This is a genomic window from Streptomyces incarnatus, from assembly GCF_001027185.1.
Classification (GTDB): domain Bacteria; phylum Actinomycetota; class Actinomycetes; order Streptomycetales; family Streptomycetaceae; genus Streptomyces; species Streptomyces puniciscabiei.
Window position 1 is genome coordinate 4,599,981 of record NZ_CP011497.1, and the last position, 21,987, is coordinate 4,621,967.

Consider the following 21,987-nt stretch of genomic DNA (forward strand, 5'->3'; position numbering starts at 1 on the left):
GGCGCCGCGTGAAGCACACCTGCGCCTGGCCCGTCCCAAGGGCGCCCCCGGCCGGGGTGAACCCGGCCGGGGGGAGGACCCGCTGGGGGTCAGGCACGGACCGCGGTCAGGCGGTTCAGGGGGACCTTGCGGCGGTGGGTGCGGACGGGAGCGGTGCGCAGGCCCATCAGCTCCGGGACCGGCGTGACGACCACCTCGGGCGCGCGGGGCGCCGACTCGGGCTTGCGGGGCGCCGGGATCGGCAGGTGCAGGGTCCGGGTGACCGCGAGGGCCAGGCCGAGGTCGGCGGGACCGTGGTCGGCGATCTGGTGCGAAACCTTGGTGATCATGACGTACTCCCTGCTGAGTGGTGCAGTGCTCACGCGCTGAGTGGTGCGGTGCTCACGCGCCGGCTGATGCGGTGCTCACGCGCCGGGCTGGTCCAGTGCTCAGGCGCGGACGCCGGCTCGTGCGCGCTGCCGCGCTAGCTGTTGTGGCCCGCCCGCAGCTTGGTCAGGTCGGACTTGACGGTGTTGACGGGGATCGCGAAACCGAGGCCGATGCTGCCCGCGTCCGAGGACGACGAGGACTGCTGGCTCGACGAGTACATGGCCGAGTTGATGCCGATGACGTTGCCGTTCGCGTCGATCAGCGCGCCGCCGGAGTTGCCGGGGTTGAGGGACGCGTCCGTCTGGATCGCCTTGTATGTCGTCGTGGACGAACCCGTGTCGCCGTTGAACTGGCGGCCGCCGAACTGGAACGGCCACTGGCCGTCGCCCTGGCCCTGCCCCTGGCTCTCGTCGGTCGAGACCGTCACGTCCCGGTTGAGCGCGGAGACGATGCCGCTGGTGACGGTGCCGGTCAGGCCCTCGGGAGAGCCGATCGCGACCACCGAGTCGCCCACCTGGACGGCGGAGGAGTTGCCGAGGGAGGCGGCCTTCAGGCCCGAGGCGCCGCGCAGCTTGATCAGCGCGAGGTCCTTGGAGCTGTCGGTGCCGACGACGTCGGCGGTGTAGCTCCTGCCGTCGCTGGTGCGCACCTTGATCGTCTGCGCGCCGGAGATGACGTGGTTGTTGGTGACGATCTCGCCGTTCGACGTGATGATCACGCCGGAGCCGGTGGAGGAGCCGCTGCCGAGGGTCGCGTTTATCTCGACCACGCTCGGGCTGACCGCGGCGGCGATCGCCGCGACGTCACCCCGCTTGCCGGTCGGCACCACGGTGGTGCTGGCGCCGGAGGAGGACGACACCGTGTCCTTGCCGGTCAGCTCCTGGAAGCCGTAGGCCGTGGCGCCGCCCACCGCCGCCGCGACGACCGCGACGGCCGCGAGGAGCGCCGCCGGACCCCGACTGCGCTTCCTGCGCGCCGCGGGGGCGGGCTCGGGCGCCGGCGTGACACCGGTCGCCGTCACCGGCTGGTACGGCGGCGGAGGCGGCCACTCCGGGTTCACGGGAGCGGCGTAGCTGTGCTGCTGCGGCTGGGTGTGGTCACCCTGGCTCTCGGTCATGCCTAGAAGCCTCCCCTGTGACCATGAGAGCTTCCTGAGTGCTCGCTGAGAAGCCCGGCAGAACCTCGTTTGCCCGATATAAAGACCCGCCGGTGCGACTCAGGACAAGGACCCGTCGGTGCGGCTCAGGATACGGACCCGCCGGTGCGGCTCAGGACTCGCAGCCGCAGCTCGTGCGCACCACCAGCCGGGACGGGAAGGTCCGCAGCCGCTCCCGCCGGGAGCCGACGACCCGCAGGCCGTCGTCCAGGACCAGGTCGACCGCCGCCCGGGCCATCGCCGAGCGGTCCGAGGCGACCGTGGTCAGCGGCGGGTCGGCCAGCGCCGCCTCCTTGATGTCGTCGAACCCGGCCACCGCCAGCTCGCCCGGCACGTCGATGCGCAGCTCGCGCGCCGCCCGCAGCAGGCCGATCGCCTGGTCGTCGGTCGAGCAGAAGACCGCCGGCGGCCGGTCGGGCCGGGCGAGGATCTCCAGGGCGACCCGGTAGGCGTCGTAGCGGTTGTACGGCGCCTCGAACAGCCGGCCCTCGGTGGACAGGCCCGCCTCGGCCATGGCCCGCTTCCAGCCCTCGACGTGGTCGGAGACCGGGTCGCCGACGGCCGGTGTCTCGGCCGTACCGCCCATACAGGCGACGTACTCGTAGCCGTGCTCCAGCAGGTGGCGTACGGCGAGCTGGGCGCCGCCGAGGTCGTCCGTGACCACGGCCACGTCGTCGATGGCCTCGGGGCGCTCGTGCAGCAGCACCACCCGGGCGTCCCAGGCGTCTATCTCGGCGGCGGCCAGGTCGTTCAGGGCGTGCGAGACGAGGATCAGGCCCGAGACGCGCATGCCGAGGAAGGCGCGCAGATAGTGGACCTCGCGCTCGCCGATGTAGTCGGTGTTGCCGACCAGGACCATCTTTCCGCGCTCGGAGGCGGCCTGCTCGACCGCGTGCGCCATCTCGCCGAAGAAGGGCTGGCGGGCGTCCGGGATGATCAGGCCTATGAGGTCCGTGCGCCGGGAGGCCATCGCCTGGGCGACCCGGTCGGGGCGGTACCCCAGTTCCTTGATCGCGGCGAGGACACGCTCGCGCGTGGCCGGGGCGACCGGCCGGGGTCCGTTGTTGATGACATAACTGACGACGGCGGTGGAGGTTCCAGCCAGCCGTGCCACGTCATCCCGAGTCACCTTGGCCACGCGCGGAGTCTACGCGGATTGACCACTTCTGGGCAGGGCGTATCACTGCTTGGATGTGCGCAGGCGATGCCCCGCCCGGGCGGTCGTCACACCCGCCCGGCGGGAACCCGTCGGTAACTTTCCGGAACTAGACGTCCGCGTGGACCTCGGTGCCGTCCAGGACGGCCGGTGCGTCCGCATCCTCCGCCTTTGCCCGGTCCGCCTTGGCCCGCGCCTCCTCGCCGGCCCGGTCGGCCTTGTCGGCCTTCTCGGGCGTAACGAATCGATAACCGACGTTCCGGACGGTGCCGATCAGCGACTCGTGCTCCGGGCCGAGCTTGGCCCGCAGCCGCCGTACGTGGACGTCGACCGTCCGGGTGCCGCCGAAGTAGTCGTACCCCCACACCTCCTGCAGCAGCTGGGCGCGGGTGAAGACCCGGCCCGGGTGCTGGGCGAGGTACTTCAGCAGCTCGAACTCCTTGAAGGTCAGGTCCAGGACCCGGCCCTTGAGCTTGGCGGAGTAGGTCGCCTCGTCCACGGACAGGTCGCCGTTGCGGATCTCCATGGGGGAGTCGTCGTTGACGATCTGCTGGCGGCCCATGGCGAGGCGGAGGCGCGCCTCCACCTCGGCGGGGCCTGCGGTGTCGAGGAGCACGTCGTCGATGCCCCAGTCGGCGGTGACGGCGGCGAGACCGCCCTCGGTGACGACGAGGATCAGCGGACAGCCGGGCCCGGTGGAGCGCAGCAGCTGGCACAGGCTGCGCACCTGGGGCAGGTCACGGCGGCCGTCGACGAGGATGACGTCGGCGCCCGGCGTGTCGACGAGGGCGGGGCCCTCCGCCGGGGCCACCCGCACGTTGTGCAGGAGCAGGCCGAGGGCGGGCAGCACCTCCGTCGACGGCTGGAGGGCGTTGGTCAGGAGCAGCAGAGAACTCATACGTCTGGTTCCTCCTCGGTCCCTGCGAGGCTGTGCGGACGGGCACTGCTCTGCGATCCCGAAGGCCCGTACACCGGCGGTCGCCCCGGCGTCTTCACCTGAGGTTTCCCACTTCGTATACAACGCTTCCGAAAGCACAAAAGGACCCGGGGGCTGCGCTGCCCGAGTCCTCTGCCCAGCAGAATAGCCCACATGAGGAACCGTTCGGCAGGTCAAGTGGCGCATTCCACCGTTCGTCCGAATCGCGAGACGCGCAGACAGGCGCCTATCCGGACGTTTCTGTGCACCGCCGACGGAATCCCGATCGATTCCGTATACGATCCGGCCCCCGTCGTATACGAAACCTCCGGATCCGATCCGGACGCCCGCCGTTCGCCCGCCCGTGACCTGGTGTTCGTCGTCGCCCACGGGTTCACCGGCGACGTGGACCGCCCGCACGTACGAAGGGTGGCGGGCGTGCTGCGCGGTTACGGCGCGGTCGTCACCTTCTCCTTCCGCGGCCACGGGCGCTCCGGCGGCCGCTCCACGGTCGGTGACAAGGAGGTGCTGGACCTGGCCGCCGCCGTCGCCTGGGCCCGGGGCCTGGGGCACGCGCGCGTGGCGACCGTCGGCTTCTCCATGGGCGGCTCGGTGGTCCTGCGGCACGCGGCCCTGAACCGCGGCACGGTCGACACGGTGGTCTCGGTCAGCGCCCCGGCCCGCTGGTACTACCGGGGCACGGCCCCCATGCGCCGCCTGCACTGGCTGGTCACCCGCCCCGAGGGCCGCCTGGTCGGCCGCTACGGCCTGCGCACCCGCATCCACCACCGCGACTGGGACCCGGTCCCGCTCTCCCCGACGGAGGCGGTCCCGCGGATCGCCCCCACGCCCCTGCTGATCGTGCACGGCGACCGCGACGGCTACTTCCCCCTCGACCATCCCCGGATGCTCGCCGAGGCGGCCGGTGACCACGGCGAACTCTGGGTGGAGGCGGGTATGGGCCACGCCGAGCACGCGGCGGACGACGCCCTGCTGGGCCGGATCGGGGAATGGGCCGCCGCCAAGGCGGGCTAGCCTGACAGCACTCTTTATTTCTTTCCTGCCGTCGATTGAGGAAACAGATGCCCAAGGTCACGGTGCGCTATTGGGCCGCCGCCAAGGCCGCGGCCGGTGTCGCCGAGGAGCCGTACGCCGCGGAGACGCTCGCCGACGCGCTGGCCGCCGTGCGCGCGCGACACCCCGGTGAACTCACGAGCGTGCTGCAGCGATGCTCCTTCCTCGTCGACGGTGACCCCGTCGGGACGCGCGCGCATGAGACGGTACGGCTGGCCGAGGGCGGCACGGTCGAGGTGCTCCCGCCGTTCGCAGGAGGGTGAGGCGATGAGCGACCAGCCGTATCAGGGCGGTCAGCCCCATCAGGGCGGGCAGCCGTACCAGGGCGGCCCCTACGAGGGCCACGACCCCTACCAGCAGCAGCAATGGGCCGGGTACGAGCACCAGCAGCAGGGCTACGACCCCCAGCACACCCAGCAGTGGCAGGGCCAGACCTGGGACACGCACACCCACGCCTCGACGCAGATGCCGGCGCAGACGGCAGAGACGGCGTACGCGCAGCCGTACGAGGGGCAGTACCAGCAGTACCCGCAGCACCAGCAGCAGTACCACCAGCACCAGCAGCAGTACGCGGCCGCCCCGCACCCGGAGCCGCAGCCCGCGCCCGCGCCTGGGTCCGCATCGGCGCCCGCGCCGCACGCGGAACCGGACTCCGGGCCGGACTACGGCCCCGCCACGCTCGCCGGGAACGCCCGGATCACCGATGCCCAGCGGGCGCGCCTGGAGGGCCGTTCGCCGATCATCGAGCCCGGCATGCAGCCGGCGCTGCTGACCGCGGTGCTGGGTCTGCTGCTGGCCGCGGCGGCGCCGGTCGCCTCGTACGCGCTGGTCGTGCCGCTCGTGGTGCTCCAGGGCGTGACGGCGGCGGGCTGGTTCCGGCTGAACGGCATGTGGCCGGCCCGGCAGGGCATCGCGCTGGCGTTCCTGGGCGGGCTGGCGGCCGACGCGGCGGTCCTCGCCGCCGGGCGTGACCACGCCCCCGCGGCCATCCTCGGCCCGCTCGGCGTCTGGGTCCTGCTGGCGCTGGTCCTGCAGCTGCGCTCGCACGCCTCGCCGGACGAGCGGATGTACGGCCTGATGGCGACGGTCGTCTCGGCGGCGCTGTCGGTGCTGGCCACCGGCTACCTCGGCGCCGACGCGCACGCGGTGTCCGTGGGCGCCGCGGCGGTGGCGGTGGCGGTCCTGGCCCGGGCGCTGCCGCTGCCGGGACCGGCGTCGGTCGTGGTGTCGCTGACGGCGGCGGCGGGTGCGGGGATCGCCGTGGGCGGGATGACCGGGCTGGGCGCGAAGGGCGCGCTGCTCGGGGCGGCGGCCGGGGCGTGCGCGCTGGTCGGCCACCGCGTCGCCAGTTACGACTACCCGTCCCGGTTCGTGCACTTCACGGCCGGTGTGGCGCTGCCGTTGTCCGCCGCCGCACCGGTGGTGTGGGTGCTGGGGCGGGCGCTCGGCTAGCGCCGTCGTCCGCACCCGGACAAGCCGGAGCCCCGGCCCGATTCCGGCGGGCCGGGGCTCCCTATCTCGCAAGGGACTGTGGATTACCGGCCGCCGTCGCCGCCGTCACCACCGTCCCAGCCACCGTCCCAGCCGCCGTCGTGACCGCCGTCGCGGCCGCCCCAGCCCCAGCCGTCGTGACCGACGACGCGGAAGCTGCCGACCACACCGTCGTGGACGTGGATCCCACGGGTCTGGCGGACGCGCACGCCGTCGCTCTGGCTGAAGGGTCCGACGGTGGCGACAGGGGCGCCGTTGTCGCAGACCGCGCCGCGGAAGACCTCGACCACCCGGTGGCTGTCGTTGCGGATGTTCAGGGTCTTCGCGCCGAGGCCGCTGACCACGGTGATGCAGTCACCGGGGTGGGCGGAGTAGGACCGCTCGTTGATCTCGATCCGGCCCTCGAAGTGACGACGGCCCTCACGGCCCTCGTTGCCCTTGCCCTCGTTGCCCTTGCCGTTGTTGTTGTTGTCGTTGTTGTTGTTGCTGTTGCCGTTGTTGTTGCTGCCTCCGGCGCCACCGAGAGGCGCGGGAGCGGCCGGCGCCGCCTGCGGGGCGGCTGCGGCCGGCGCCGCCTCGGGCGCGGAGGCAGCGGAGGCGTAGGTGACGCCGGTCGCTGCCAGGGCCGCTGCACCGAGGGCAGAGGCCGTGACGACGGTGGAACGCGAGAACTTCATGGTGCAACTCCAGTCTCTGAGACGCCGACTCGTTGGCCGGTCGTGATGAACGTACGGACCGACCGCCATGGCTGTCATGTCGGGAATGCCCGGAGACCTGGTTTTTGTGCGCCAATCAGGGGAATTACGGCACCTGGCTGCCGTTCCTCGTTCCTGGAGGAGGTGTCAAATCGCCGCGAAACAAGGGGAATTGATACACCGCTAGACCTTTTGGATGATCTTATGACAAGTCGCTACCCCAGCGGCAAGCGTGTCGTTACTGGCGCGGGGAGCCCTCGCGCGCTAGCGACGGCCCCCCACGCATGCCGAAGGGCCGCACCCCCACTGGCGTCCAACCCAGGGGTGCGGCCCTTCGACCGTCACTGTGCCGCTGCTTCGCGCGAGCCGGTTCAGACCGCGATGGCGACCTCGGCCAGCGCGCCCTTCTCCGCCACGACGACCGTGCGGTCGGCCGTGCCGCCCGGGACGAGCGCCCGGACCGTCCACGTGCCCTCGGCCGCGTAGAACCGGAACTGGCCGGTCGCCGAGGTGGGCACCTCGGCCGTGAACTCGCCGGTCGAGTCCAGCAGACGGACGTAGCCCGTCACCGGCTCGCCGTCGCGGGTCACCTGACCCTGGATCGTGGTCTCACCGGGCTTGATCGTCGAGGCGTCCGGGCCGCCGGCCTTCGCTCCGCACATGCTGTTTCTCCAGAGGGGTCTGACCGGAAGGCCGGTCGGGAGTGGGATACCTGTTGGCTTACTTGTTCGCGCCGAGCTCGATCGGCACGCCGACGAGGGAGCCGTACTCGGTCCAGGAGCCGTCGTAGTTCTTGACGTTCTCCACGCCGAGCAGCTCGTGCAGCACGAACCAGGTCAGGGCCGAGCGCTCACCGATGCGGCAGTAGGCGATCGTGTCCTTGGCGAGGTCCACGTTCTCCTCGGCGTAGAGCTCCTTGAGCTCCTCGTCCGACTTGAAGGTGCCGTCGTCGTTGGCGTTCTTCGACCACGGGATGTTGCGGGCGCTCGGGACGTGACCCGGACGCTGCGACTGCTCCTGCGGCAGGTGCGCCGGCGCGAGCAGCTTGCCGGAGAACTCGTCGGGGGAGCGCACGTCGACCAGGTTGTGCGAGCCGATCGCGGCGACGACGTCGTCACGGAAGGCGCGGATCGAGGTGTCCTGCGGCTTGGCCTTGTAGTCCGTCTTCGGGCGCTCGGGGACCTCGTCGCCGGGGACCAGCTCGCGGGCGTCCAGCTCCCACTTCTTGCGGCCGCCGTCGAGGAGCTTGACGTTCTCGTGGCCGTAGAGCTTGAAGTACCAGTAGGCGTAGGAGGCGAACCAGTTGTTGTTGCCGCCGTACAGGACCACCAGCGTGTCGTTGGCGATGCCCTTCTCCGACAGGAGCTTCTCGAAGCCCTCCTGGTCGACGAAGTCGCGGCGGACCGGGTCCTGGAGGTCCTTGGTCCAGTCGATGCGGATCGCGTTCTTGATGTGGTTCTTCTCGTAGGCGGACGTGTCCTCGTCCACCTCGACGATGGCGATGGCCGGGTCGTCCAGGTGCTCCTGCAGCCAGTCGGCGTCGACCAGGACGTCGGTGCGGCTCATGCTCTTTCTCCTCCGGGGCAGTTGCGGCGGGGCGTGCGGGTACGGGGATGCGCGCGCTCGGGAACCGGGCGGCGCACGGGTGCCCTTCCAGCAGGGCGGCTGAGGGATGCGGAAGTCGGGGACTTTCGCTCAGAAGGGGCGACAGAGCATGGCGGCAACGCGGCACAGGTCCACTGCCCGCCGCTTCGTGAGATCCGCCTGTCGCTTCATGGGCCCGATCGTAGGGACGTCCGGGTGGGCGTGTCACCGGTGTGTCATATGACGAGACACGATCGTCCGTATGGCGGGACGAGAAGAGCGCCCGGACCGTCGCCGGACGGTCTGCGGGCGCTCGTGTGGCTGACTGGATCTACGGTACGGACGTGACCGTCTCGCCAGTCGGACGAGGTTGGTCCACCGCCGGTCCACCCGGCGGTCTTCCTACCCCGCCAGCCTGACGTCCGAACCCTTCACGCTGACCTGCACACCGTCCTGCGCGGCCTGCACCTTGTCCAGCGTGATGCCGCCCGGGAGGTGGTCGATGGCCTGCTGGAAGTCGGTGATGTTGCGGACGCGGTTCTCCGCGAGGGAGATCGCGGCCAGCTTGGGCAGGGAGTCGGCGTGCACCTCGACCTTGTCGTTCACGACGGTCACCGTGCTGAGCAGGGACACCGTCCGGTCGATCGGCACGGTCAGGAAGCTGCCGGTCACCCGGACCGCGACCTTGATCTTGCCGTTGCCCCCGTCGGACAGGCCCACGACCCGGGCCCTGACCCCGGGGGCCACCTCGGTCGGCTCCGACTTGGCGGTCCGCAGCAGCTCGGCGTAGGAGATCGTCGCGGTGCCGGTGGCACTGGCCGCGGTGGCGGAGCTGTAGTCGCCGGAGAAGGAGACGCCCTTCATGTCGGCTTTCAGGTCGTCGATCCGGATCGTCTTCCCGGCGGTGCCGGTCGCGGCCTCGTAGTCCTTGATCCCCACCTCCACGTCGTCGAGCGACCCGCCCGCGACCTGGGTGAGGAACGGGAACCCCTTGATGTTCACGTCCGGCGTCGAGGCCAGGTTCTCCGTCGACTTCAGCTTGTCGGCGGCCTCGCCCTCGGCGAAGTGCACGGCCACCCGGTCCGCGATCACGAACAGCCCACCCAGGATCACGACGAGGATGAGGAGTATTCGCAGGGCGCGCATGTGGTGTTCCCCCGGGGCGAGAGCGGTCTTCGGCTACGCCACGGTAACCCCGAGGGCGCCACCCGGGCGCCGATTGTCGATCACTTTTGACTGCTCCCCTCCCTGGAGGAGGGGATTTCTGGCTCAGGCCGCCTCCGGGAGCTGCGCTCCGGGAGGTCTTACGCCCTCGACACCAGCCGGGTTCAGACCAGCCCGGACGAGCATCACGCGTGCGGAGTTCTTGTCCCTAGGGGATACGGCTCCGCACGCGGTGCAGGTGTAGGTGCGTTCCGACAGCGGCAGTGCGTGCTTGGTTCTCGCTCCGCAGCGTCCGCAGTCCATGGTGGTGTGTGCGGGATGGACCAGGCGTACGTCCCGCCCGTGCTTGCGACCCATCTCGATCAGGGTCTTCTTGGTCGCGCCGATCGCGGCGTCCGCAGCCTTGCGTGCCATGCGGGTCTTGGCGAGGAACTTCGGCCGGAAGTCCTCCACCGCGACCGCATCATGGTCACGCACGACCCGCTTGGCCCACTTGCGGGCGGTGTCCCGCCGCTGACGGGCGATCTTCTGGTACGTCTTCGCCCGCCATTTCTTCGCCTCGCGGTAGCCCCTCGAAGCGGCCTGTCCCTTCTTCGGCTTGCGGCGGGCCATCATCCGGTCGTACCGGGTCAGCTTGGCCTTGGCCTTTCCGCCGTGTTGGGGGTGGGCGAGGTCGTGGGCGTCGCTGGTGGTGGTGGCGATCTCCCTCACGCCCCAGTCCACACCGAGCACCCGGCCGGTGGCGGGCAGCGGTTCCACCTGGGTGGGGACGACGAACGAGGCGTACCAGTCGCCGACGCTGTCCCGGAACACCCGTACCGAGGAGGGCTCGGCCGGCAGCTCACGTGACCACACCACAGTCAGAACGATCCCGCCCGCAAGGTGCAGCCGTTCGTCCTTGAGCCGGAAGCCGCGCCGCGTGTAATTCAAACTCGGATCGGATTCGCGCTTTTTCTTGTAGCGCGGCATCCCGGCCCGACGGTGCACTGGCAACCGCTCCTTGATGTCCTTCAAGGCTTTCGCACGGGATGCGCCGAAGTCGCGGATGAGTTGTTGCTGTGGGACTGAGGACCCCGCTGCCAGCCATGGCGTCACCGCGCGGGCCTGGGTAAGCATACGGTCCAACCGGGCCGGACCACACGCTTCCCTCTCTGCGTGGGCTTTCTTCGAACGGGCCACGCACTCGTTCCAGATCCAGCGGCAGCGCCCCCATTCGGCCAGCAGCCTTGCACGGGCCGTTGACGACAGCCGCAGGCGATACGTGTACCTGGCATGAAGGCCACTGTCAGTATCCGAAGCTGCCACCACGCCCCATCCCCCACGCAGGCCTGCCCGATTCCCCGGCTTCCACCGCAAGACCGTATATACGAGAACCGAACGCCCGCACTGAATTCGTCGGCGGTTACTCGATTGAGTGCAATAGGAAATACATGTTCGATGGCATGCGTTATCCGCGGTTACTTCCCGGGCTTCGCCCGTGTCGCTGTCGGCCTACCCTGTACGTATGTACGCACGGCGGCGTCACATCTACTTCGCCATGATGGGGACCTGCATCGGGCTCTTCGTCCTGGCCTGGGGAGTCGTGCGTATCTGGTCGGTCCCGGCGGCCGTCGGCATGTGCATCGTGGCCATGGTCATCCCGCCGGTCGCCGCGATGATCGCCAACCGGCGGGGCCCGGAGGACCGCTGGTGGGACGACCCCTCCGGCGATCCCCAGTCCGACGAGTGGTGGGACGAGCTGGACGGCAAGAAGCCCCCGCGCAGGTGAGGGGTCAGTAGACGAGCGCCTGCGTGCCGTCGGCCAGCGCCTCCTGCACGAAGACCTGCGCGCCCGCGATGCGCACGCCCTCGATGACGTCCTTCTCGGTGATCTCCCGCCGGGCCGCGCACTGGGTGCACAGCGTGATGCTGCCGGCCGCCAGGACCGCCTCGATCAGGTCCGGCAGCGGGGCGGCGTGCGGCAGCTCGAACTCCGCCGCCCGTCCCGGCAGCGCGAACCAGGACGACTCCCCGGTCAGCCACAGCGAGACCTCGACGCCACTGGCCACGGCCACCGCCGCCACGGTGAACGCCTGCGAGCAGCGCTCGGGCGCGTCGGCCCCGGCCGTCACCTTGATCACGAGCTTCTTGGTCATACCGGCAGCGTAGCCGTGAGCACGACCGTCGCGATCAGCATGGCCACGCAGAAGGCCGTGAGTACGCCGCTGACCGTGGCCCCGTCGACCGGCCGCCGCGAGCGCCGTCGCTCCCGTGCCCGCTCGGCGAAGTAGGGGTGGAAGGGCGGGAGCGCGTACCCCGGGGAGACCGGCGTCCGCTCGCGTGTCTCGCCCGGCGGGGCCTGCTCCAGCTGTCGCCTGCACTCCTCGTACGGCAGTCCCTCGCCCCTCATGCCTGGTGCTCCTGCCGCCGGTGCTGGCGCAGCAGCACGTTGGCGTCGGTCTCCGCGCTCCGGTCGCACACCGCCCGCGCCGCGTCCCGCCGCTCGGCGAGCGCCAGACAGGCCGGGGCCCGGAGGTGGTGCAGGCGCTGGACCACTACTACGGCACGAACGGAATGCTGCTCACCCTGTGGGAGCTGGCGGTCGCCGACCCGACGCAGTTCAGGGAGCGGTACCGGCGGTACATGGTGTTGGAGGCGGAGGCGGTGAGTATCTGCCATTACTCACCGAGCATCATTCACGGCCTGTTGCAAACGCCTGAGTACGCCACTGAGTTGCTGGCACTGGGAGGGCTGGCGGGCGCTGAGCTGGAGAAGCAGGTGGCGGCTCGCATGGGGCGGCGTGAGCTGCTGCTGATGGATGGCGGGCCGCAGTTCCGCACGATCCTCTCGGAGACGGTGCTGCGCAGCCCGCTGAGTGAACCGGCCGCGTGGCAGGCGCAATTGCGCCATCTTCTGGCGATGGGGGAGCACGCCAACGTCACCGTTCAGGTGCTGCCCTTCGCGAAAGGCCTGCACGGACTGACGAACACCGACACGATGCTCCTGCACAGCGCCGGCCGTATCGTCGCCTGGGTCGAGACGGGCTACTCGGGCGAACTTGTCCAGGAAAGCACGGCCGTCGACCAGCTTCAGCTCCGTTACGATCGGGTGCGCGATGTGGCCCTATCTCCGGGCGAATCGCGGGAGTTCATCGAACGGATCCTGGAGGAGGCGCCATGCGAGCCATCGATCTGAGCACCCTCACGTGGCGCAAGAGCAGTTACAGCAACCAGGACGGCGGCGCCTGCCTGGAAGTCGCCGACAACATCCCCTCTTTCGTCCCTGTCCGGGACAGCAAGGACATCACCCGTGGCCCCCTGCTGATCGGCGCGGGCGCCTGGGGCGCGTTCGTCGAAGGCGTCAAGCGCTGAATCGTAATCAACTGCGCTACAACTCCATGCGCATGCCATGAGTCTCCTGTGGGGCGCGGGTGACGGAACCCGCGCTTCCCGTTCTGTAGGGAGACGTCTTGGAATCACCTGAAAGACCGGGCCGGCGCCGGACCGCCGCGCTGGTCGCGGGGGCCGCCGTGCTCGGTGTCGTCGCGGGTGTCTGCACCGGTTACGTCGTCCAGGCCGACCGCGCGCCCACGAAGCTGCCCTCGCTGTCGCAGCCCGTCGTCGCCCAGGCCAAGGGACCCGTCGAGCCTCTGTCGGCGGCGTACGACCGCCGGGTGAAGACCGACGGCGACCTGCGCAAGCTGCTGCTGAAGCGGCCCAAGGGCGCGCGGGCCACCGACTTCGGGAGCGCCGACGGCTGGCTGGACCTGGGCGACTACGCGAGCGACTTCAAGAAGCCGGCCGAGGCCTTCCGGTACGAGCTGCAGGGCGAGTTCCGGCGCGCGGCCCAGACCAGCTGGCACAGCGGCACGTACTTCGTGGACATCCGGCTCGTCCAGTACCACCAGGTGGCGAAGCCGACCGCTGCCAAGCGCGTGGAGGACCAGCGGTACTGGGCCGAGCGGGAGCCGAACACCGGCAGCCGGCCGCTCCCCGGGACCGGCGACGGCATGGTGTACGTGCACCGCACGCCGGAGACGAAGAGCGGCTACCTGCCGGAGTACACGGCCGAGGCGGTCGCCTCACGCGGTGACATCTACATGGACATCTGGATCAGCGACGCCAAGCCGATCCCCGAGAGCAAGGTCATGGACCTGGCGAAGCGGCAGGTGGCTCAGCTGTGAACGAGGCCGTGAACGAGGCTGTGAACGAGTCACCCGAGGAACACCCCGCTGTTCCGGAAGCCGCCGAGCCCGAGGCACCGGCCCGCGCCCGGCGGCCCGTGGGCCGGATCGTCGCCGTCGCGCTGCTGGCCCTCGCGGTCGTCGGCGGGGTCGGGTTCACCGCGGTGGCGGTCGCCGGTGCCGACCGGGATGCCGGCAAGCCCGTCTACACGTTCCCCAAGGTCGCCGCGGTGAACCGGGGCGGCCAGAACTTCCAGGAGGAGCAGCAGGGCAAGGACGTCTCGGGGCTGCGCGGCATGCTGATGCCGTACCAGGAGAGCGGGGCCAGCGGCTATGTCCCGGGACCGGACATCGGCGAGTTCGGCCCCGATGTCGTGCTCAGCGGGCGCGAGGCCACCGCCCTGCGCAAGCAGGAGATCCGCGACCTGCCGTCGGAGACCCGGGCGGCGCTGAACCGGGTGATCGACAAGGAGCACATCCAGGGGATGGCGATGCGCAGCTACGCCCCCTACGACAAGTACGAAGGCCTCACGAAGCCCTTCACGCTCACCGTCGAAATGGTCCGGATGGCGAACCGCGACTCCGTGCGCGACCTCTCGGCCGGCCGGAACGAGTTCCTCAAGGCCCTGCGGATCTTCCCCAAGGGGCCGGAGATCAAGGGTCACAAGGAGGCGGCCTGCTTCCGGATGCCCAAGCTGGGCGGCGAGGAGATCGACCGCATGGTCTGCTCCGCCTCCGTGGGCGACGTGCTCGTCACGGTCAACGCGGCCGGGCCCCGCCCACTCGGCACCGACGCCATCGCCGTCTTCGTGGGCAGCCAGCTCGACCGCATCAAGGACAAGGACCCGGGGAAGGCCGTATGAGCGAGCAGCAGATTCCCGTCGACCCCGCGCTGCCCGTGCCGGAGCCGGAGCCGTTGGCGGAGCCCCAGCCGGAGCCGGAGCTGTTGGCGGAGCCCCAGCCGGAGCCGGAGCTGTTGGCGGAGCCCGTGCCGGAGCCGGAGGCCGCGACGCCCACGGAGCCCCCGGCGTCCGCGGAGCCCCCGGCGTCCGCGATGCCTGCGGAGCCCACGGAGCCCCCGGTGCCCACGGTCAAGGACCGTCGGGTCCTGCGGGCCGTCCTGCGCTGGACCGCGGCGCTCGCGGTCTTCGTGGTGGCCGGCGCCTCGACGGCGTACGGCATCACCCGGATGGAGCGCACCGACCTGCCCGGCCTCGCCACGCGCCCGGACGGCCGCTGGGTCTACCCGCGGATCGTCCACCCGCCGCTGCCCGCCGGCCGCCCCGCCCCGTTCGCCGACCGCAACGCGGCCAACATCCACTACGCCGACCTGCGCAAACTGGTGCTGCCCGCGCCGAAGGGCGCCAAGGCCGACCCCGCGCTCGCCGGTGACCACGGATGGGCGAAGCCGACGGTGTTCCTCGCGGAGTACGCGAGCAAGGACGACCAGGACGCCCTCCAGGGCGAGCTCACCGACCACGGCCTGCGGCACATCGCCGCCCGCGGCTGGACCATGCCGGACGGCACCCGGACCCGGATCTACCTGCTCCAGTTCGGGACCGGCCTGATCGCCGGCGAGGTCCAGCAGGACGAGTTCACCGGCTACAACGACCCGAGGCTCGCCCTGCGCGGGGCTGCCGCCAACGCGATGGACGAGTCGTACCCCACGGACGCCACCGCCGACGGGAACGCCCTGGTGGAGGAGTACGCGGAGAAGCAGCCGTACGGCGCCGAGCAGGTCCGCCAGGCCTACATCTCCTCCGGGGACGTCATCGCGCTCGTCGTGCAGTCCCGCCCGGGCGGCGCGAAGGAGATCCCGTTCCAGCAGACGGTGGTCCTGCAGCAGCAGCTGCTCGGCTGAGCCCACCCGGGTGACGCCGTTACGGACCACCTCACAAGGAGAGCCCGCGCCCGGCCGCGTAAGCTGGGCCCCGGCTCTGTCGTATGCCCACCCTCGCTCAAGGAGCACCCGTGGAGATCTTCTTCGAAACCCTGCTGGTCCTGGTCTGCGTCGGCGTGCTCGCCTTCGCCGGTCTGACCGTGAAGAAGCTGTACCAGGGCCAGCGCTGACCACTCCCACCCAGGAACCGCCCCTCATGATCGAGATCCCGTCCGACCTGCACAAGGACCTCGTCCCGCTCGCCTTCCTGCTCGGCAACTGGGCCGGCGCGGGCGTGCACGACTTCCCCGGCTCGGAAAAGTGCAACTTCGGCCAGGAGGTCAGCTTCACCCACGACGGCCGGGACTTCCTGGAGTACCACTCCCAGACCTGGGTGCTGGACAACGACGGCAACAAGGTCCGCCCGCTGGAGACGGAGCACGGCTTCTGGCGGATCGACGCCGACCGCAAGGTCGAGGTCACGATGACCCGCGACGACGGCGTCATCGAGATCTGGTACGGCGAGATGGCCGACAAGAAGCCGCAGATCGACCTGGTCACGGACGCCGTCGCCCGGACGGCCGCCGCGCAGCCGTACAGCGGTGGCAAGCGGCTCTACGGGTACGTCAAGAGCGACCTCATGTGGGTCGGCGAGAAGCAGACCCCCGAGGTCGAGCTGCGCCCCTACATGTCGGCCCATCTGAAGAAGGTCGTCACCCCGGAGGACGTCGAGCGCTGGGCCAAGGCCCTCCCGGACGACCTGCCGGACGACGGCATCGCCTTCTTCAAGTGAGCCTTCCCCGGCCGTAGCTCTAGACTCGTCGGTGTGGTGAGCACCGACTGGAAGAGCGACCTCAGGCAGCGCGGCTACCGGCTGACGCCGCAGCGCCAGCTTGTCCTCGAAGCCGTGGACACCCTTGAGCACGCGACCCCCGACGCCATCCTCACGGAAGTGAAGAAGACGGCGTCGGGGGTCAACATTTCCACGGTCTACCGCACCCTGGAGCTGCTGGAGGAGCTGGGCCTGGTCAGCCACGCCCACCTGGGGCACGGTGCGCCGACGTACCACCTCGCCGACCGCCACCACCATCTGCACCTGGTGTGCCGCGACTGCGAGAACGTGATCGAGGCCGACGTGGACGTGGCCGCCGAGTTCACCACCAAGCTGCGGCAGCAGTTCGGGTTCGACACCGACATGAAGCACTTCGCGATCTTCGGCCGGTGCAAGGACTGTTCGCTGAAGAGTTCAACTACCACGTCGTAGGCTTGCCATATGAAGAGCCCCCTGCTGTCCCTGCCCGGCGCCGTCCCCGCCGAGGGCGTGGACGAAGGCGTCGCCGCCCACTACGGCGACCTGTTCCGCGAGCAGCGCGCCCTCGCCGACGGCACCGGTTTCGTCGACCTGTCCCACCGCGGTGTCGTCACCGTCAGCGGTGCGGACCGGCTGAGCTGGCTGCACCTGCTGCTCACCCAGCACGTCAGCGAGCTGCCGCCCGGTGAGGCCACCGAGGCGCTGATCCTCTCCGCGCACGGGCACATCGAGCACGCGCTGTACCTGGTGGACGACGGCAGCACCGTCTGGGCGCACGTGGAGCCCGGCACCCAGGACGCGCTGATCGCGTACCTGGAGTCGATGAAGTTCTTCTACCGCGTGGAGGTCGCCGACCGCACGGCCGACTTCGCGGTCGTCCACCTGCCCGCCGGGTCCATCGCCGAGGTGCCGGAGGGCGTCGTCGTACGCGAGACGCCGTACGGCCGTGACCTCTTCCTCCCCCGCGAGGACCTGGAGTCCTTCGCCGCCGCGCACGGGCCCGCCGCCGGCCTCCTCGCCCACGAGGCGCTGCGGGTCGAGCAGCACCGGCCCCGGCTCGGCTTCGAGACCGACCACCGGACGATCCCGCACGAGCTGGGCTGGATCGGTACGGCCGTGCACCTGCAGAAGGGCTGCTACCGGGGCCAGGAGACGGTCGCCCGCGTCCAGAACCTGGGCAAGCCGCCGCGCCGCCTGGTCTTCCTCCACCTCGACGGCAGCGACGTCCACCTCCCGGTGCCGGGCACGGAGATCCGCCTCGCCGACGAGGGCCCGGAGGGCCGCAAGATCGGTTTCGTGACGACGTCCGCCCGGCACCACGAGCTGGGCCCGGTGGCCCTGGCCCTGGTCAAGCGCAACGTCCCCCTCGACGCGAGGCTCCTGGCCGGAGAGACAGCGGCGGCGCAGGAGGTCGTGGTCGAGCCGTAGTCGTGCGGCTGCGGGTGCGTGGTGGGTTGCTCGCGCAGTTCCCCGCGCCCCTTCGGGGCGCTTCAGATCTCCAGCAGCACCGTAAAAGGCCCGTCGTTCGTCAAGGACACCCTCATCTTCGCGCCGAACCGCCCGGTGGCGACCGTCGCGCCCAGTGCCCTCAGCTGGGCCACGACCTCCTCGACCAGCGGCTCGGCGACGTCGCCCGGGGCGGCCGCGTTCCAGGTGGGGCGGCGGCCCTTGCGGGCGTCGCCGTAGAGCGTGAACTGGCTGATGACGAGCAGCGGGGCGTCGATGTCGCTGCACGACTTCTCGTCCTGGAGCATGCGGATCGACCAGAGCTTGCGGGCCAGCTGCGCCGCCTTCTCCTTGGTGTCCTCATGGGTCACGCCGACCAGGACGCACAGCCCCCCGCCCTCGATCGCGCCGACCGTCTCCCCGTCCACGACGACGCTCGCGCCGTCCACTCTCTGCACCACCGCACGCATGCGGACCATCATGCCGGGTGCCCCGGCACGTGGGCAGAGGAAGCCAATCATAGATCCCTTATAGATCCCTAACCCCCCATCTGGGGCCGTTCGGGGGCACTCGGTCACATAGCGGCCGGTTGGGGTGGCACGATGCTTCCACACGCCGGTCGAGGGGACGGTCACAAGCACATGAGCACACCGAGTACGAGCGGGTGGCTGGGGACACAGGGGACGTACCGGCCGCCCGCCCAGCGCGCCGACGCTCCGGCGGTCCCGGCGGTCCCGGCGGGTCCCACGCTGCCCGCCGAGCCGCCCGAACCCGAGCTGGCCCGGCTGAGCCTGCCCGAGCTGCGCACGCTGCGCCGCGACGCCCAGCGCGACGAGGCGGACCTCAGCTATGTGCGGCGGCTGCTGCAGGGGCGGATCGACATCCTGCGGGCGGAGCTGTGCCGGCGCGGCCGCGCCTCCCTCCCGGCGCCGGCGGACGCCTCCGTGGTCGACCGGCTCCCGGAGATCCTCAAGGACGCCCCGGCCCGGCACCGCTCATCGGCCCGCCATGTCACGCTGGGCACGCCGCACAACGAGGAGTACCGGCAGCTGGCCGCCGAGATGCTCGCCGAGGTCGAGCTGTCGGACCTCCAGGCGCGGACGGACCTCGAACTGACCGCGGCCATGGGGCGCCTGGTCCGGTACGAGCAGGAGGTCTCCGGGCGCCGGCAGCGCCTGCAGCGTACGACCGACGACTGCAGCGCGGAGATCGCCCGCCGGTACCGGGAGGGCGAGGCACAGGTGGACGACCTGCTGCTCTGACGACAGCACACCGAAAAACGGGAGGACACCCGGCGGGGCGCCCGCCTACGGTGGGCCCATGAGCGACGTCCGGATCGTCACCGAGGCCGATTTCGAGGACTGGCAGCGCGCGCTGGCCACCGGCTTTCTGCAGCCACCCGTCCTGACACCCGAGGAACTCGAAGCCCGCCGCCTGCAGTTCGTGCCGGGCCGGCTGCTCGGGGCGTTCGACGGCGGCCGGTGCGTCGCCACCTTCCGTTCCTTCGCGCAGGAAGTCACCGCGGTGGGCGGCGGCCTGGTCCCGGCGGACGCGATCAGCAACGTCACCGTCAGCCCCACCCACCGCCGCCGCGGCCTGCTCACGCGGATGATGAACCAGGACCTCGCGGCGGCGAAGGAGCGCGGTGACGTGGTCGCCACGCTGATCGCCGCCGAGTACTCCATCTACGGCCGCTACGGCTTCGGCCCGGCCACCTGGTCGACCCAGTGGACCGTCGAGGTGCCCCGGGCCGGCCTGGATCCGCGCTGGTCGGGGCCGGACGACGGGAGCCGTATCGAGCTCGTGGACGGGGCGGAGGTCCGCAAGCTGGGCCCGGAGTTCTACGAGCGGTTCCGGCGCACCCAGCCCGGCGCGGTCAGCCGGGACGAGCTGTGGTGGCAGTTCAACACCGGGGCCGCCCGGATCCACAGCGACTGGACCGAGCCGTTCTACGCCGTCCACCGCGCGGCCGACGGCGAGGTCCAGGGCCTGGTGGCGTACAAGTCCGACGAGACCTGGAACGGCAAGCAGCCGGACCAGACCGCCAGCGTGCTCAGGCTCACCGCCACCACCGTGGCGGCGGAGCGCGCCCTGTGGCACTACCTGTGTTCGATCGACTGGATCACCAAGGTCAAGAGCGGCTACCGCGGCCCCGACGACCTGCTGCCCCACTACCTCCCCGATCCGCGCGCCGCCCGGATCACCGGGCACGCGGACTGGCTGTGGGTGCGGATCCTGGACGTCGTACGGGCCCTTCAGGCGCGGACGTACGACGGGACGGGCACGCTGGTCCTGGAGGTCGTGGACCGCGCCGGTCTGGCCGGGGGGCGGTTCCGGCTCCAGGCCTCGCCGGAGGGGGCTTCCTGCGCGCCCACCGCGGAGAGCGCCGATCTCACGCTGGACATCGCCGAGTTGGCCTCGGTCTGGCTCGGTGGTGAGTCCGTGCTGCGGCTCGCGGCGCTCGGGCGGGTCCGGGAAGAACGTGAGGGCGCCGCCCGGAAGGCCGACGCCCTGTTCCGCTCGTCCGGGCGTCCTTGGTGCCCGGACATCTTCTGATCGCTCCCCTCTCCCGGTGGCCTTCGACTGTGCATCCGTAGCGAGCTGTTCAGTTGTGGCTGTACTGGCGGTGTTCAGTTGTGGCTGTGCGATGTCGTGTTCAGTTGTGACTGTGCGCTTCGCCGGCCGTCCCCTGCCCGGGCTCCCGGCTCCCCTCCGGAAGGGAGCCCGATCGGCCAACCACTGGGAAGCTTGACCATGTCATGCAAGTTGGCAGCCAACTTCACCTTACTTATGTCCGTTGGGAAGCGACTCATAACCAGCTGCCGATGAACTGCCGTAAGTTGGCGGGAAGTTGTAGTGTTTGTCCGTGGACCTGGAGCACGCCTCCGCCAGTGAACGGACGAGGTCACACCGGCCCCACCCGTCCCACGGCGACATCGCCGACGCGCTGCGCAGCCGGATCAGGGCCGGTGTGCTGCGGCCGGGCCAGCGCATGCCCACGCAGGCGGAGCTGGCCGTCGAGTTCGGCGTGGAGCGTGCGGCCGTGCGCCAGGCGCTGCGCATCCTGCAGTCGGAGCACCTGCTCACCAACGTGTCCAAGGGCAGCCCGGCCACCGTGGCTGCGGTGCCGGGACCGGTCCGGCTGCCGGCCGGACCGGCCGCGCCGCCGCAGCCCACCATGGTCGGCCTCGCACCCCGGATAGCGGAGGCCTTCGCCGCCCCCCACGTGCGGATAGACGCGCTGTGCCTGACCTCGGTCTCGCTCACCCTGGCCGTCGGCGAGCCGCTGCGGCAGATCCACGCGGGACGACTGAAACCGGCCAAGATCGACGTCCGGGTGCTGCTGCCCAGCCGCGACATCGACCTCGCCTTCCCGGCCCCGGTGGACGGCGACGACCACGGTCTGCTGCACCGGCGCTGGCTGGCCCAGCGCAACGCCCAGGGCATGGTGCTGCGGCAGAACCTGCTGGCCCTGCGCACCACGCACGACATCGACGTCCAGGTCTCCTTCCGCGCCCTGCCGTTCACCCCGCCGGTGAAGCTGTACCTGCTCAACGGGGTGGAGGCGCTGTTCGCGTACTACACGCTCAAGCGGCGGGAGCGGGAGATCGAGCACGAGCATCTGGAGCTGTACGACGCCGACGGCACCCGCTCGATGCTGTTCGCCTTCGAGCGGCGTGCCGGGGAGCGCGACGCCGCGTTCGTGGAGCAGTCGCGGCGATGGTTCGACGCGCTGTGGGAGACGATCAGTTCGGAGCTCCTGCTCAGCTCCTGAACGCGTGCGGCTTCCTGGAAGGCTGCGGCTGCTTCCCGGACCGCCGCGGCTTCACAGCGCCGGGCCCGCGAGGAGCACGGCGAGCAGGACGGCACCGGCGAAGAGGGCCTTGTGGGACCTGGTCTCGATGCCGACGGAGACCAGCAGCAGGCCGACTGCGCCTGCGACACCGTACTTCCACTGGACGAGTTGCTCGACGAGGAGAGCGAGTGCGGGCATGGCGGTTCCCCCTTCCGAAGATTCGCCAACTTGGAAAAGTTCCCGGAAGTTGGCAACCAACTCCAACTAAGTTGTCCCCACTTGGTAGGA

The 21,987-nt window shown here is 70.6% G+C and carries 30 protein-coding genes; 15 read left to right on the forward strand and 15 right to left on the reverse strand.

Annotation, left to right across the window (positions count from 1 at the left end; all coding sequences use genetic code 11):
• Positions 1-89 precede the first annotated feature (89 nt).
• From ABB07_RS20660 to ABB07_RS20675, 4 genes are all read right to left on the reverse strand, one after another.
• Positions 90-329: a hypothetical protein gene (locus ABB07_RS20660; protein WP_208900087.1), complete on the reverse strand. Its 240-nt coding sequence runs from the start codon at positions 327-329 to the stop codon at positions 90-92.
• 134 nt (positions 330-463) lie between these two features.
• Positions 464-1,486: a S1C family serine protease gene (locus ABB07_RS20665; RefSeq protein WP_208900088.1), complete on the reverse strand. Its 1,023-nt coding sequence runs from the start codon at positions 1,484-1,486 to the stop codon at positions 464-466.
• A 151-nt stretch (positions 1,487-1,637) separates the two neighbouring features.
• Complete coding sequence (locus ABB07_RS20670; protein ID WP_208900089.1) at positions 1,638-2,663, reverse strand: LacI family DNA-binding transcriptional regulator; 1,026 nt, start codon at positions 2,661-2,663, stop codon at positions 1,638-1,640.
• A gap of 127 nt (positions 2,664-2,790) precedes the next feature.
• Positions 2,791-3,579 (reverse strand): response regulator transcription factor, encoded by a 789-nt coding sequence (locus tag ABB07_RS20675; RefSeq protein WP_208900090.1) that lies wholly within the window; start codon positions 3,577-3,579, stop codon positions 2,791-2,793.
• A gap of 192 nt (positions 3,580-3,771) precedes the next feature.
• Here ABB07_RS20675 and ABB07_RS20680 point away from each other — a divergent pair, with 192 nt between their 5' ends.
• The 3 genes from ABB07_RS20680 to ABB07_RS20690 are packed head-to-tail and all read left to right on the forward strand — an operon-like array spanning position 3,772 to position 6,123.
• Complete coding sequence (locus tag ABB07_RS20680) at positions 3,772-4,632, forward strand: alpha/beta hydrolase (protein ID WP_208900091.1); 861 nt, start codon at positions 3,772-3,774, stop codon at positions 4,630-4,632.
• Between the two features lie 47 nt (positions 4,633-4,679).
• Positions 4,680-4,934: a MoaD/ThiS family protein gene (locus ABB07_RS20685; RefSeq protein ID WP_208900092.1), complete on the forward strand. Its 255-nt coding sequence runs from the start codon at positions 4,680-4,682 to the stop codon at positions 4,932-4,934.
• A 4-nt stretch (positions 4,935-4,938) separates the two neighbouring features.
• On the forward strand, positions 4,939-6,123 hold the full coding sequence (locus ABB07_RS20690) for a hypothetical protein (protein WP_208900093.1): 1,185 nt from the start codon (positions 4,939-4,941) through the stop codon (positions 6,121-6,123).
• Positions 6,124-6,206: 83 nt separating this feature from the next.
• Here the strand turns inward: ABB07_RS20690 and ABB07_RS20695 are convergent, their stop codons facing one another.
• The 6 genes from ABB07_RS20695 to ABB07_RS20715 all read right to left on the reverse strand — a co-directional run bounded on the left by ABB07_RS20695 (position 6,207) and on the right by ABB07_RS20715 (position 10,913).
• Complete coding sequence (locus ABB07_RS20695) at positions 6,207-6,839, reverse strand: hypothetical protein (RefSeq protein WP_244189444.1); 633 nt, start codon at positions 6,837-6,839, stop codon at positions 6,207-6,209.
• A gap of 389 nt (positions 6,840-7,228) precedes the next feature.
• Positions 7,229-7,519, reverse strand: a complete 291-nt coding sequence (locus ABB07_RS20700; RefSeq protein WP_043502058.1) for a DUF1416 domain-containing protein — start codon at positions 7,517-7,519, stop codon at positions 7,229-7,231.
• A gap of 58 nt (positions 7,520-7,577) precedes the next feature.
• Positions 7,578-8,423: a sulfurtransferase gene (locus ABB07_RS20705; protein ID WP_208900094.1), complete on the reverse strand. Its 846-nt coding sequence runs from the start codon at positions 8,421-8,423 to the stop codon at positions 7,578-7,580.
• 129 nt (positions 8,424-8,552) lie between these two features.
• The gene (locus tag ABB07_RS42020) at positions 8,553-8,633 is read right to left on the reverse strand and encodes an Ms5788A family Cys-rich leader peptide (RefSeq protein WP_350751515.1); all 81 of its coding nucleotides are present in this window, start codon (positions 8,631-8,633) and stop codon (positions 8,553-8,555) included.
• Between the two features lie 210 nt (positions 8,634-8,843).
• Positions 8,844-9,587: an LmeA family phospholipid-binding protein gene (locus ABB07_RS20710; RefSeq protein WP_208900095.1), complete on the reverse strand. Its 744-nt coding sequence runs from the start codon at positions 9,585-9,587 to the stop codon at positions 8,844-8,846.
• 123 nt (positions 9,588-9,710) lie between these two features.
• Positions 9,711-10,913 (reverse strand): RNA-guided endonuclease InsQ/TnpB family protein, encoded by a 1,203-nt coding sequence (locus tag ABB07_RS20715; protein WP_425264742.1) that lies wholly within the window; start codon positions 10,911-10,913, stop codon positions 9,711-9,713.
• A 196-nt stretch (positions 10,914-11,109) separates the two neighbouring features.
• On the opposite strand from ABB07_RS20715, the gene ABB07_RS20720 reads away from it, so the two are divergent.
• Positions 11,110-11,373, forward strand: coding sequence for a DUF3099 domain-containing protein (locus ABB07_RS20720; protein WP_208900096.1), 264 nt, complete (start codon positions 11,110-11,112; stop codon positions 11,371-11,373).
• 4 nt (positions 11,374-11,377) lie between these two features.
• On the opposite strand, the gene ABB07_RS20725 is transcribed toward ABB07_RS20720, so the two are convergent.
• The 3 genes from ABB07_RS20725 to ABB07_RS20735 are packed head-to-tail and all read right to left on the reverse strand — an operon-like array spanning position 11,378 to position 12,140.
• Positions 11,378-11,740 carry a DsrE family protein gene (locus ABB07_RS20725; protein WP_208900097.1) on the reverse strand — a complete coding sequence of 121 codons (363 nt, stop codon included), beginning with the start codon at positions 11,738-11,740 and terminating at the stop codon, positions 11,378-11,380.
• On the reverse strand, positions 11,737-11,994 hold the full coding sequence (locus ABB07_RS20730; protein WP_208900098.1) for a hypothetical protein: 258 nt from the start codon (positions 11,992-11,994) through the stop codon (positions 11,737-11,739). Before ABB07_RS20730 ends, ABB07_RS20725 begins: the two co-directional genes overlap by 4 nt.
• Positions 11,991-12,140: a hypothetical protein gene (locus tag ABB07_RS20735; protein WP_208903847.1), complete on the reverse strand. Its 150-nt coding sequence runs from the start codon at positions 12,138-12,140 to the stop codon at positions 11,991-11,993. Before ABB07_RS20735 ends, ABB07_RS20730 begins: the two co-directional genes overlap by 4 nt.
• On the opposite strand from ABB07_RS20735, the gene ABB07_RS20740 reads away from it, so the two are divergent.
• The 8 genes from ABB07_RS20740 (at position 12,123) to ygfZ (ending at position 17,885) form a co-directional block, all read left to right on the forward strand.
• Entirely contained in the window at positions 12,123-12,779 is a 657-nt protein-coding gene (locus tag ABB07_RS20740; RefSeq protein WP_208900099.1) for a DUF5753 domain-containing protein, read from the forward strand. The genes ABB07_RS20735 and ABB07_RS20740 overlap by 18 nt on opposite strands.
• A complete protein-coding gene (locus ABB07_RS20745) occupies positions 12,761-12,955 on the forward strand; it encodes a DUF397 domain-containing protein (protein WP_208900100.1) in 195 nt (64 codons plus the stop codon). Before ABB07_RS20740 ends, ABB07_RS20745 begins: the two co-directional genes overlap by 19 nt.
• Positions 12,956-13,053: 98 nt before the next feature.
• On the forward strand, positions 13,054-13,767 hold the full coding sequence (locus tag ABB07_RS20750; RefSeq protein ID WP_244189445.1) for a hypothetical protein: 714 nt from the start codon (positions 13,054-13,056) through the stop codon (positions 13,765-13,767).
• Entirely contained in the window at positions 13,764-14,630 is an 867-nt protein-coding gene (locus ABB07_RS20755) for a hypothetical protein (protein WP_244189446.1), read from the forward strand. The genes ABB07_RS20750 and ABB07_RS20755 overlap by 4 nt, the downstream gene beginning before the upstream one ends.
• Positions 14,627-15,628: a hypothetical protein gene (locus ABB07_RS20760; protein WP_244189447.1), complete on the forward strand. Its 1,002-nt coding sequence runs from the start codon at positions 14,627-14,629 to the stop codon at positions 15,626-15,628. Before ABB07_RS20755 ends, ABB07_RS20760 begins: the two co-directional genes overlap by 4 nt.
• 235 nt (positions 15,629-15,863) lie before the next feature.
• Positions 15,864-16,439, forward strand: coding sequence for a heme-binding beta-barrel domain-containing protein (locus ABB07_RS20765; RefSeq protein ID WP_208900101.1), 576 nt, complete (start codon positions 15,864-15,866; stop codon positions 16,437-16,439).
• A gap of 33 nt (positions 16,440-16,472) precedes the next feature.
• On the forward strand, positions 16,473-16,910 hold the full coding sequence (locus ABB07_RS20770) for a Fur family transcriptional regulator (protein ID WP_208900102.1): 438 nt from the start codon (positions 16,473-16,475) through the stop codon (positions 16,908-16,910).
• A 9-nt stretch (positions 16,911-16,919) separates the two neighbouring features.
• On the forward strand, positions 16,920-17,885 hold the full coding sequence (gene ygfZ, locus ABB07_RS20775; RefSeq protein ID WP_208900103.1) for a CAF17-like 4Fe-4S cluster assembly/insertion protein YgfZ: 966 nt from the start codon (positions 16,920-16,922) through the stop codon (positions 17,883-17,885).
• A 62-nt stretch (positions 17,886-17,947) separates the two neighbouring features.
• Here ygfZ and dtd read toward each other — a convergent pair whose 3' ends face one another.
• Positions 17,948-18,373, reverse strand: coding sequence for a D-aminoacyl-tRNA deacylase (dtd, locus tag ABB07_RS20780; protein WP_208900104.1), 426 nt, complete (start codon positions 18,371-18,373; stop codon positions 17,948-17,950).
• A 171-nt stretch (positions 18,374-18,544) separates the two neighbouring features.
• Between dtd and ABB07_RS20785 the strand changes: the two genes are divergently transcribed.
• From ABB07_RS20785 to ABB07_RS20795, 3 genes are all read left to right on the forward strand, one after another.
• Positions 18,545-19,165: an RsiG family protein gene (locus tag ABB07_RS20785; protein ID WP_208900105.1), complete on the forward strand. Its 621-nt coding sequence runs from the start codon at positions 18,545-18,547 to the stop codon at positions 19,163-19,165.
• A 58-nt stretch (positions 19,166-19,223) separates the two neighbouring features.
• The gene (locus ABB07_RS20790; RefSeq protein WP_208900106.1) at positions 19,224-20,459 is read left to right on the forward strand and encodes a GNAT family N-acetyltransferase; all 1,236 of its coding nucleotides are present in this window, start codon (positions 19,224-19,226) and stop codon (positions 20,457-20,459) included.
• A gap of 304 nt (positions 20,460-20,763) precedes the next feature.
• On the forward strand, positions 20,764-21,678 hold the full coding sequence (locus ABB07_RS20795) for a winged helix-turn-helix domain-containing protein (RefSeq protein ID WP_208900107.1): 915 nt from the start codon (positions 20,764-20,766) through the stop codon (positions 21,676-21,678).
• A 51-nt stretch (positions 21,679-21,729) separates the two neighbouring features.
• Here ABB07_RS20795 and ABB07_RS20800 read toward each other — a convergent pair whose 3' ends face one another.
• Complete coding sequence (locus ABB07_RS20800) at positions 21,730-21,897, reverse strand: hypothetical protein (protein WP_208900108.1); 168 nt, start codon at positions 21,895-21,897, stop codon at positions 21,730-21,732.
• Positions 21,898-21,987: the final 90 nt, after the last annotated feature.